Below are 11,501 nucleotides of genomic sequence, written 5' to 3'. Positions count from 1 at the left end.
TCAAAAGGGAGAGGTACTGCTGTAAATTTTGGAATTTCGGTTAGTTATTAACCAAATTCTAAAATAGAAAAAGAGGCTGTCTTATAAATATAGAGTTGTCATCCTGAGCTTGTCGAAGGACCTGTTTTAAATGTCTTACAAGGCGTTTCGACAGGCTCAACGTGACAAATCTAATTACAATTTATGATACAGCCTCTTTTTGTAAATGAATATATGGTGATTTCTATTTCTCAGCCAATTTATCGCCGGTTACTTCGGCTTTGATTTTAATTTCTAATTCTTCTGCCAGTTCAGGGTTGTCGCTTAACAATTGTTTTACGGCATCTCTACCCTGCCCAAGTTTTGTATCTCCGTAAGAGAACCATGATCCTGCTTTCTTGATGATGCCAAAATCAACACCTAAGTCGATAATCTCACCGTTTTTAGAAATACCTTCACCGAACATCACATCAAATTCTGCAATTCGGAAAGGCGGCGCCACTTTGTTTTTAACAATTTTTACTTTCACACGGTTACCGGAAACTTCATCAGAATCTTTGATCTGTGAAATACGACGGATATCTAAACGTACTGATGCATAAAATTTCAATGCATTACCACCCGTGGTGGTTTCAGGGTTACCAAACATTACCCCAATTTTATCACGTAACTGGTTAATGAAAATACAGCAACATCCGGTTTTAGAAATTGTACCGGTTAATTTACGTAATGCCTGACTCATTAAACGGGCATGTAAACCCATTTTACTGTCGCCCATTTCGCCCTCAATTTCACTTTTAGGAACCAAAGCGGCAACAGAGTCAATTACAATTACATCAATAGCACCCGAACGGATTAAGTTATCGGCAATTTCTAATGCCTGCTCGCCATTATCTGGTTGAGAGATTAAAAGGTTATCGGTATCTACACCTAGTTTCTTTGCATAAAACTGATCAAAGGCATGCTCTGCATCGATAAAAGCAGCAATACCGCCTTTTTTCTGTGCTTCGGCAATAATATGTGTAGCTAAAGTTGTTTTACCAGAAGATTCCGGACCATAGATTTCAATTACACGGCCTTTTGGAATACCGCCAATACCTAAAGCAATATCTAAACTGATTGATCCGGTAGAAATAAAATCTATTGGCTCGATGGCAGAATCGCCAAGTTTCATGATGGTACCTTTACCGTATGATTTCTCCAGCTTATCTAAAGTAAGTTGTAGGGCTTTTAATTTATCTGGATTTGCAGTGCTCATTTCTTTTTTCATTGATTGCGTAAATATAATCGATTATCGGCTAATATACTTAAATGTTGATATTTATAATACTAATATATTTAGCTAAGGTAAATGTTTTTTAGCTAATGTCAATAGTAAAATGAAAATAATTTTTTAAGCTTTTAATTTATCTCTTTCGTTTTGTGCGGTTAAACGTTCGAAGTACCTGCACATGTAGGTAATTTCGCAAACATCACATTTGGGGCTTCTGGCTACACAAACGTAACGCCCGTGCAGAATAAGCCAATGGTGTGCAATGTGGATATCGTGCTCGGGAAGGTTTTTAACTAAATCTTTTTCAACTGCCAACGGGGTTTTACCATTGGTTAAACCCAAACGGTTGGCCACACGGAAAACATGGGTATCAACCGCCATTGCCGGTGCATTGTAAATTACCGAGGCAATTACATTGGCAGTTTTGCGGCCAACACCTGGCATTTTCTGTAAGTCGTCAATGCCCGATGGCACCACATCGTTAAATTCGTTAAGCAGCATATTGGCCATACCCACCAGGTGTTTTGCCTTATTGTTGGGGTAACTGATGCTTCTGATATAGTCGAAAACAATATCGGGCGTAGCTTCGGCCAGCGCTTTGGCATTAGGGAACCGTTGAAAAAGCGCAGGGGTTACCATGTTTACCCTTTTATCGGTGCACTGTGCAGATAGGATTACGGCCACTAAAAGCTGGTAGGGATTATTATAATGTAACTCGGTTTCTGCATCAGGCTGCTTGGCCGAAAAATGTTCTACAAAAAGTTTGTAGCGTTCTTTTTTAAGCATGTGCAAATATAGGTTAAAGATGGAAAATGTAATATGTTAAATGGAAGATGAGGGTGGGGTATGTAAGATGAGGGATGGAAGAGGCATGCGGTAAAACTGTGGTTTGCCATCCTGAGGGTTAATTTGTTTTATAAAAATTAATATAAATGACAGGAAATGTTAATGGAGATAAATTGTCTCAAAATATCGTCATTGCGAGAAGGCTTTTTCAGCCGACGAAGCAATCTTTCTAGCAAGGATCACTAATATGAAAGATTGCTTCGTCGTTCCTCCTCGCAATGACGATCTTTCTATTGGGACTGTCAATGATAGCTTAGTCGAAGGACCTTTACTTATAAAGGTTAATTGTTTGAATTACTCAATCCACGCCAATCGCTTAACGCCAACCTCGTGGACCGATCTTAGAAGCAATAATTATATAAACATTTCCGGTAAAAGTATAACATCCGGAAAGACCACACTGTTAGCTTTGTATATAATAAAACCCTGTTCTGGTTGCAAAGGAAATTAAAAAAGCTGCTTGCTAATCGGTTCCAGGAAATAATTTGCTAACATTTAATTTAAACACAAAATGAAAAATTTATTTAAATTTTGGACAGTTCATGTCCTTGTGCTCATTGTGGCCGGCAGTGTATCAGCACAGGAAAAAGCAGCAGCGGTTAACCCTTTACAGGCTTATTACGAAGTTAAAGATGCCTTAATTAGCAGCAATGCAAGCGTGGCTGGAACCAAGGCTACTGCATTAATTAATGCGATAAAAGCCAACGAAAAAACGAACGCTTCGAAAGTATTGCGCGATAAAATATTATTTGATGCCGAGCACATTGCCGAGAGTAAAGATATCGAACATCAAAGAGATCATTTTACTTCTTTGTCAACCGATTTTTATGCCTTGGTAAAAGCGGTAAAACTTAACGATAAGCCTGTTTATTATGCTTACTGTCCGATGAAAAAAAGCTATTGGTTAAGCGAAGGCGAGGCGATAAAAAATCCATATTACGGTAATAAAATGTTAACTTGTGGTAAGGTTGCCGAGGTGCTTAAATAAAACATACGCTACAAAATGAAGTTTATTTTAGTTTGTTGCCTTAGTATTTTGCTCAGTAGTTTTGCTTTTGGCCAACATCAGCACAACGAGGTAAAAGCAGCTGACCCCAAAAAAGCTCCCCAGAAAGCAAGTGATGTGGAAACTTTAGGTAGTAATAAGCCGCCGAGGGTTGTGCGCTATGATTTATATGTTGCCGATACAACTGTAACTTTTGGCGGGAAGCCTAAAAGAGCCATTGCGGTGAATGGGCAAATACCCATGCCAACGCTAACCTTTACCGAGGGCGATACAGCAGAAATACATGTGCACAACAGGCTAAAAGAGTCAACCTCCTTGCATTGGCACGGGCTGTTTCTGCCAAATCAATATGATGGGGTTCCTTATTTGACCCAAATGCCTATTGAACCCAATAAAACCCATGTTTACCGTTTTCCTATTATACAGAACGGTACCCATTGGTACCATAGCCATTCGGGTTTGCAGGAGCAGATTGGAATGTACGGCGCAATGATCTTAAATAAAAGAAAAGAGCCCGCTATACCTACAGTACCTGTTGTTTTGAGTGAGTGGACAAATATGATGCCCCACGAAGTTGACAGGCGATTACATAATGCCAATGATTGGTTCGCGATAAAAAAAGGTACCACACAAAGTTATGCTGAAGCCATAAAAGGCGGACATTTCAAAACCAAACTCACCAACGAACTGAAAAGGATGACCGCCATGGATGTGAGTGATGTGTACTACGAAGCATTTTTAGTAAACGGGAAAAATCAGTACCAGGTTCCAAACAAGCTCAAAGCAGGCGACAAGGTAAGGTTGCGCATTGCTAACGGAGGGGCTTCTACCTATTTTTGGCTCACGTATGCGGGTGGTAAAATAACGGTAGTGGCCAATGATGGTAACGATGTAACGCCTGTAGAAGTAGATAGGCTTATTATTGCCGTTTCCGAAACCTATGATGTAATGGTAACCATCCCCGAAAGTAAAAGCTATGAGTTTTTGGTGACACCTGAAGACCGTACCCGATCGGCCTCGTTATGGCTTGGCAATGGAGAAAAGGTGCAGGCTCAGAAATTGCCCAAATTGAAATATTTCGAAGGCATGAAAATGATGAACGAAATGATGGATATGAACGGTAATCTGGTGCAGATGGAAGGCATGAAAATGCAGAACCAGGTAATGGATATGAATACCGTAATGTATGCTGAACTGGATGATGCCGGAACAGATACGGTTGCTTCAGATGCACATAAGGGCCATGACATGGGTAGCAACAAAGGTGTAAAAGGCCCCATGACAACATTGAATTATGATATGTTGCGCTCGCCGGAAAAAACGGTTTTGCCTAAAGCTCCAACCCGGCAAATGGAGTTTCAGTTAACGGGCAATATGAACCGTTATGTTTGGACTTTAGATAATAAAACCATCTCTGAAGAAGATAAAATCCTCATTAAAAAGGGCGAAAACCTGCGGATCATTTTATATAACAACAGTATGATGCGCCACCCTATGCACCTGCACGGGCATGATTTTAGGGTAATTAACGGCCAGGGCGATTATGCCCCTTTAAAAAATGTACTCGATATCATGCCCATGGAGCGCGATACCATTGAGTTTAGTGCTTCAGAAAGTGGCGACTGGTTTTTTCACTGCCATATTTTATATCACATGATGAGCGGGATGGGTAAAATTTTCAGCTATGAAAACTCACCGCTAAACCCTGAAATCCCAAATCCTAAATTGGCACAGCGAAAACTTTTTGCCGATGACAGGATGTTTCATTTTATGGCCGAAAACGATTTTGCCAGCAACGGAAACGACGGTATGGCCATGTTGGCAAATACGCGCTGGAGCATTGGCGCTGAATGGCGCTTAGGTTACAATAAAATGCATGGCTTTGAAACCGAAACCCATATTGGCCGGTATGTAGATCGGATGCAGTGGCTAATGCCTTTTGTGGGTTTCGATTGGCGCTACCGAAAAATGGAAGCTGGTGAACCCGAAACCAATATTTTTGGCCAGAAAAGCACAAAGGATAAAAGAAGTATGTTTAGTGTAGGGCTTGCCTACACCTTGCCCATGTTGGTAGTAGCGCAGGCAGAAGTGTACCACGATGGTAATGTTCGCTTGCAGTTGATGCGGGAAGATATACCGGTTTCTAAGCGACTAAGGGCAAGCTTTATGGTAAACAGTGATAAAGAATTTATGGGTGGACTTAAGTTTATTACCACTAAATACATGGGCATTTCTGCGCACTATGATAGCGATATGGGGTTCGGTGCAGGTTTAACACTTAATTATTGAGCTAACCATTAGTAATCTCCCTCAACAACTTGTCGCATTCGGCAAAGGCATTATACAGATATTTATTGCGGTGTTTTTCTCCCTGACCGCTAAAAGAAACCGATTTCATAATCAGGCCCTGCATCCATTGTTTGGTTTGTTTGCAGTAGGCCTGGTCTTCGGTTCTTAAATAATTAAAAGTATTAAACCTGTTGTAGCAGGCCATGCGGTCTTTAAAATCGACCAGGTAAGCGATGCTTCCCAATACATCGCAGTTGTACCAGTTAAAGGTATGGTTAGGGTCGATGGTTTTTTTGCTGCTAATGGCATACATATTCATATCGGTAAGGCAATACCTTACCTGCTCTACAATTTTCACAGCCAGTTCGGTATCGTTAAGATGTCCGGCTTCGAATGCATACCTGATCTGTTCGAGTGTGCCTGTTACAGTATCTTTAGACCATATTTCGGTGCTTGGTATTTCCAGATAAGTTGCATGCAGCTCTTGCGAAATTTTAATAATCTCCTCAGATAGGAAGGAAGAGCTAAAGGGCGTTTCGAGGTTATTGGCGCTATTTGCCCAGAAGAAGAGTTTAAAGCTGGTGAGTTCGGGGTACTTGAAAAAATGAAATAAAGGAATATCGTCGGTCGTAATGGTGATGTGTTTCTTGTTGCTGTTTTTGATGGCTTTTATATTGTCCAATAAATTTCGGAGATAGCCAATCATATCTAAATCTTCATTTACGCTTAAATAACTAAAAGTAACCGATAACGATTGTTTCGGGCTGTACAGAAATGGGACATCAAAACAATCAGAAAGCTTGATGATTTGCTGAAAAGTAAGGTTGCTGTCGCCCCTGATTTTCTTATAGGCCTCATTCGTACTTATTCCTAATTCTTCAGCTACACTCAGCGCCAGGTTCTGGTATTCGGGCAGGGCTGATCTGATGGCCTGAAAAAATAATGCTTGTTGATTATCCATAAAGATTAATTTATAGGTTGAATTTAGCGAAAATATATCATCGAATAAGTTTTTAAGATTGCTAAGTTATTTAAATTTAATTTTTAGGAATGTTTGGTTATTGTGGTAATCCTTAAGATTTAATTAGGGCACTTAGTTTAATCTTATAAGGTAATTTACTTTTTTTTAAGTGTCGATCTTTAGTTACGGACTTAATCCAAAATATCATGAAAAGTAAAATTATACTCATAACACAAATTGCTCTTTTGCTTGCAGTAAAAGGGTACAGTCAGGTTAGGAAAAATCATTTCCCGGCAGCAACATTTCATCAATCAAACGCAAAAATAACTGGAATTTCCTTTGGCATTTTCACTGGATTATCAGAAAGGGATACTAACGTAATAACCAATGGGCTGAGATTAGAACTCGTAGGCACCGGGTTGTTATTGCCGCTCGCACCACATGGGCCTGTGTATAAAGATGAAAATCTTATCCCATTGAGGGATGTGATATTTACGGAGAAGATCAATGGCTTAAACCTTTCAGGTTCAGGTACTATCGGTAATGATTGTATAGTAAATGGGGTAACGGTAGGTGCTGTTGGCCAATACCTATATGCGATGAATGGGATTTCTATTTCAATTGTTTGCATTGTAGTTGAAAAACAAAATGGCCTGCAGCTTTCGGCATTTAACGATGTTCATAAAGGAAATGGAATGCAAATGGGTATTGGTAACAGTGCAGTTTACTACAGAGGCATTCAGCTTGGCTTATTAGGCAATAAGGCAGTAAAAAGCCGTGGTTTGCAGGTTGCACTATTTAACGAAAGCAAAGATCTCAAAGGTATACAGATAGGCCTATGGAACACCAACCAGAAAAGAAAATTACCCCTTATCAATTGGAACTTTAAGGGGTAAGCTGTGAGGTAGTGATTAGTTTGTGCAGTTTTTGCTGTTTTATGGTGGCTCAAGCTGCTAATCGTTTAAAAGAATCAATAAATATCAAGATGAACAAATTAAGATTTATAAAAGATGAAGGCTCTGAATTCTACAAAGAATTGAACGAGCAGATAGAGCAATATTTTATTCAGACCGGAATGAAAAAGACGGGAAACACAAAAATGTTTTTCAAGATCTTCCTTTACTTCGGTTTGGACATCCTGTTTTACGCCTTAATGATTACCAGTCATTCGCCATTTGCGTTCTATGCATTTTACCTGCTGATGGGACTTTCAGTTTTGTTAACTGCTTTTAATGTTTCGCACGATGCCGCCCATGGTGTAGCGGTTAAAAGTAAGTTCTGGAACCAGTTGTTGTTTTCGTTGAGTTTTAATCTGCAGGGCAATAACGCATATGTATGGGGCAAGAACCACAACGAATCGCACCATTTATATACCAATATAGAAGGTAGTGATATTGATGTGCTGAACAATCCCCTGTTTAGGATGACCGAATCGCAGCCTTTAAAAGGGTACCATCGGTATCAGTTTATGTATGCGCCGTTTCTATACCTCTTTTATTCTATTAACTGGTTCTTTTTTAGGGAAACCCTGATGTTGTTCAATTTATCGAGCCGTACCATTAAAGTAGAGATTCCCAGCATTGAAGTGGTAAAGCTGGTCATATATAAACTCTTGTATATAGGATATATGATCGTTTTGCCTATTTATCTGTTGCCTTTCGGTTGGGCAGTAGTTCTGATGGCTTTCCTGCTGAACCATTTTATTATTTCTCTGCTGTTTGTAGCGGTATTAGGCGTTGCACATTTATCAGATTATGTATCTCATCCTGTGCCTGATCAAGATAATAAATTGAATATGAGCTGGCCGAAACTGCAGTTGCTTACTTCTATAGATTATCATGCAGAAAGTAAATTTCTTAACTGGACACTTGGCGGCTTTAATGCCCATGCGGTACACCATCTGCTTCCGAACGTTTGCCATGTACACTACCCTGACATTATTCCGGTTTTTAAAGCGCTGGCTAAAAAGCACAAGCTTACTTATATGGAAATGTCGTACAGCGAATCTTTAACCTCACATTTCAGGTTTTTGAAAATGATGGGCAGAAATGAACACTTAATCCCGATGAGATATGAAGGATAAACATATTTATGTAGCGGCTGATAGTCAGTTGTTAAAAGCGATATACAAGCGCGTTAGTCAAGAAGTAGTAGCTAATAAATTTGCTTTTATGAGGATAATAGCGCTTAAATTCCTTGTGTATTTCCTGCTTACCTTATTGGCCTATTTAGCTTTATACCGTATGGTTAACCCAATTGGTTTTATTGGCTGTTTTATGGTATATGGTTTTATTGCATTGCTCTTTGCCTTTAACTTTTCACACGATTTTTCGCACAATACCATTTTTAAAAGCAGGCGGCTTAACCATATCTGTTTTGTGGCTATTTATACATTGGTTGGTGCGCATGCCGAAGCCTGGAAACTGCGCCATGTTAATTCACATCATTATGCGCCAAATGTAGAAGACTATGATTCGGATCTTAAAATATCGAAGTTGATCCGTGTGGTGCCGGGTAGCAAATATTATTGGTTTCATGCGTACCAACACCTGTATGCACCATTAGCTTATACTACCTATTCGCTGTTCTGGATTTTTATTAAAGATTTTGTGATTCTTTTTGGTAATGATGGCTTTGCGGTTAAAAAAGGCTTTAAATATTATCTGTCTTTTGCACTTCAAAAATCAATCTATGTTGGTTTATTGCTGGTGCTACCCTTATTTTTTTCTGGTCAGCAGTGGTACGTAGTAGCATTTGGTTTTTTGATGATGCATTTAAGCCAATCGCTGTTTTTGCTGTTTACGTTTTTTATGACACACCATGTTGAGGAAACGCAGTATCCGAAAGCAGATGTGCAGGGTTACATCAATGCTTCGTGGCTGATGAACCAGGTAAAAAGTTCGAACGATATGCATCCTTTTAGTAAAACGGCGAACTTTATTTTAGGTGGCTTTAACAATCATATTGCCCATCATTTATTTCCGCACTACCATCATGTGTATTATCCGCAGATCAGTAAAATATTATACGAAATGTTAAATGAGAGCGGGATAACACCCAATTGTACCAGTTATTTCGGAGGGATAAAATCTCATTTAAAGCTGCTCAAAAGAATGGGGGTGGCAGCGTAATTCTCATTCATTCAAAAATTGCCGCTCTTTTTTTTGATTAACGGCGCAACCTTTCATTTTAAACCTGATGGAAGCGATCCCGATTTAAGCACTGTTTGCTTTGTTTTTCATCGTGTGCTTGTTTGTTTCACAGGTTTCATCGGGATAAGTGTACAGCAGGACTGAAATTTTTGCTTGCACTAACCTTTGTTTTCCAAACAAAACAAAAAGGAATTAGTGAAAAGAGGTAACTGGCACTTTAACTTCTTCAGTTACACCCTGATTACTTTTAATTAACCAGAAAGCAAAAAAAGCACCAATCAAAGCCATAGCCGCACCAACATAAGCTGGAGAAGTATAATCGAAACCATAAACAAGTGGAAGCCCACCGAAAAATGCGCCTAAAGCATTGCCAATATTAAAACTCGCCTGACTTGCAGATGCGGCCAGCATTTCGGAGCCTTTGGCACTCTGGATCATCAACATCTGTATTGGAGCGGCCAAAGCAAACGATACAGCGCCGGTAACAAAAGTCATAATTAAAGCCAAAGGCTGACTTGCGGATACGAAGTGCACAATGGTTAAGGTAATTACCATGGTGAGCAATAAGGCTGCCGATGCTTTTGCCGGTGAAAATTTATCGGCCAGTATACCGCCGATATAATTACCGCATAACATGCCTATACCCGCTAACATTAATATATAGGTTACTGCATTTGGCGAAAAGCCTGCAACATCTGTCATTAATGGGGCGATATAACTGTACCAGGTAAATAAACCACCTGTTCCGATCGAGATCATAAAAATGATGATCCATGCTTCTCTTTTTTTGAAGAAACTTAGTTCTGCTTTTAAATCGCGGTTTTTTGTGGCTTCCAGCGCTGGCAGCCATAATTTTAAACTTAGCAAAGTAACAATGCCAACAAATACAACAACGGCAAAAGATATTCGCCAGGAGAAATTATGGCCAATAAAGGTGCCCAGCGGTACCCCAATAATATTGGCGATGGTTAGGCCCATAAACATAAGCGATACAGCCTGCGCTGCTTTCCCTTTTTCAGCTATTCTGCTGGCTACCACTGATCCTACACCAAAAAATGCACCATGTGGTAGACCCGAAAGCAATCGGGCAATAAACAGGGTATCAAAAGTAGGTGCGAATGCAGAGAAAGCATTAAACACGGTAAACATGATCATCAAGGCAATCAATATCATTTTTGGTGGATATTTACCCGCAATCATAATTAATAGCGGGGCGCCGATTACTACACCTAAAGCATATGCAGAAATTAGATGCCCTGCCTGCGGAATGGTTACGGCTAAATCTTTTGAGATATCGGGTAGCAGGCCCATCATAACAAATTCTGTTATCCCGATGCCTAAACCGCCTAAAGTGAGTGGGAGCAAGTTCTTATTCATAGCGTACTTAGTGTTAAATTTACACTATGCAAAGGTAAGGCTTTTTGTTTTAGGGGATTGTAAAAATTAGGCCATTTATAGGAGATGGAGGATTTGGGATGGAAGATGTATACTGGGAAATGGATGATGGGGCGTAAAATTTAAATTCTGTTAGATTACTATTGTTAAATTGTTTTATTGTTGAATTGTTTGTGGTTCAAAGAGAGCTGTCCGTAGAGTTCCGAAGGGTCTCTACGGATTGAGTTATGGAAAAGAGTCTTTGACTCATTTCTGGTTCATAACTAAAAGTTGAATCTGGAAACTCAACATGATATGATAGTCCGTAGTGACGCTGTGCTTAACACTACGGATAGGAGAGCTGTCCGTAGTGTTCCGAAGGGTCTCTACGGATTGAGTTATGGAAAAGAGTCTTTGACTCATTTCTGGTTCATAACTAAAAGTTGAATCTGGAAACTCAACATGATATGATAGTCCGTAGTGACGCTGTGCTTAACACTACGGATAGGAGGGGGTTCAGAGCCCCAGAGCTGTCCGTAGAGTTCCGAAGGGTCTCTACGGATTGAGTTATGGAAAAGAGTCTTTGACTCATTTCTGGTTCATAACTAAAAGTTGAATCTG

At 39.7% G+C, this 11,501-nt stretch carries 9 protein-coding genes; 5 read left to right on the top strand and 4 right to left on the bottom strand.

Annotated features, from left to right (window positions below):
• Positions 1 to 223 precede the first annotated feature (223 nt).
• Together recA and nth are read right to left on the bottom strand one after the other, a co-directional pair.
• Complete coding sequence (gene recA / locus ASU31_RS26350; RefSeq protein ID WP_057935221.1) at positions 224 to 1,237, bottom strand: recombinase RecA; 1,014 nt, start codon at positions 1,235 to 1,237, stop codon at positions 224 to 226.
• Positions 1,238 to 1,372: 135 nt separating this feature from the next.
• On the bottom strand, positions 1,373 to 2,038 hold the full coding sequence (gene nth, locus ASU31_RS26345) for an endonuclease III (protein WP_057935219.1): 666 nt from the start codon (positions 2,036 to 2,038) through the stop codon (positions 1,373 to 1,375).
• Between the two features lie 571 nt (positions 2,039 to 2,609).
• Between nth and ASU31_RS26340 the strand changes: the two genes are divergently transcribed.
• Both ASU31_RS26340 and ASU31_RS26335 read left to right on the top strand, forming a co-directional pair.
• Positions 2,610 to 3,086, top strand: coding sequence for a DUF3347 domain-containing protein (locus ASU31_RS26340; RefSeq protein ID WP_057935218.1), 477 nt, complete (start codon positions 2,610 to 2,612; stop codon positions 3,084 to 3,086).
• 15 nt (positions 3,087 to 3,101) lie between these two features.
• Positions 3,102 to 5,393, top strand: coding sequence for a multicopper oxidase domain-containing protein (locus tag ASU31_RS26335; RefSeq protein WP_083505553.1), 2,292 nt, complete (start codon positions 3,102 to 3,104; stop codon positions 5,391 to 5,393).
• 1 nt (position 5,394) lies between these two features.
• Here ASU31_RS26335 and ASU31_RS26330 read toward each other — a convergent pair whose 3' ends face one another.
• A complete protein-coding gene (locus tag ASU31_RS26330; protein WP_057935217.1) occupies positions 5,395 to 6,354 on the bottom strand; it encodes a hypothetical protein in 960 nt (319 codons plus the stop codon).
• Between the two features lie 206 nt (positions 6,355 to 6,560).
• Between ASU31_RS26330 and ASU31_RS26325 the strand changes: the two genes are divergently transcribed.
• The 3 genes from ASU31_RS26325 (at position 6,561) to ASU31_RS26315 (ending at position 9,485) form a co-directional block, all read left to right on the top strand.
• Positions 6,561 to 7,250, top strand: coding sequence for an LA_2272 family surface repeat-containing protein (locus ASU31_RS26325; RefSeq protein WP_057935216.1), 690 nt, complete (start codon positions 6,561 to 6,563; stop codon positions 7,248 to 7,250).
• 89 nt (positions 7,251 to 7,339) lie between these two features.
• The gene (locus tag ASU31_RS26320) at positions 7,340 to 8,437 is read left to right on the top strand and encodes a fatty acid desaturase family protein (protein ID WP_167346250.1); all 1,098 of its coding nucleotides are present in this window, start codon (positions 7,340 to 7,342) and stop codon (positions 8,435 to 8,437) included.
• The gene (locus ASU31_RS26315) at positions 8,427 to 9,485 is read left to right on the top strand and encodes a fatty acid desaturase family protein (RefSeq protein WP_057935214.1); all 1,059 of its coding nucleotides are present in this window, start codon (positions 8,427 to 8,429) and stop codon (positions 9,483 to 9,485) included. Before ASU31_RS26320 ends, ASU31_RS26315 begins: the two co-directional genes overlap by 11 nt.
• A 213-nt stretch (positions 9,486 to 9,698) precedes the next feature.
• On the opposite strand, the gene ASU31_RS26310 is transcribed toward ASU31_RS26315, so the two are convergent.
• Positions 9,699 to 10,883: an MFS transporter gene (locus ASU31_RS26310; RefSeq protein WP_057935213.1), complete on the bottom strand. Its 1,185-nt coding sequence runs from the start codon at positions 10,881 to 10,883 to the stop codon at positions 9,699 to 9,701.
• Positions 10,884 to 11,501 lie beyond the last annotated feature (618 nt).

The organism is Pedobacter ginsenosidimutans, assembly GCF_001442625.1.
Classification (GTDB): Bacteria; Bacteroidota; Bacteroidia; order Sphingobacteriales; family Sphingobacteriaceae; genus Pedobacter; species Pedobacter ginsenosidimutans.
This window is presented reverse-complemented; position numbering and strand designations above follow the sequence as displayed.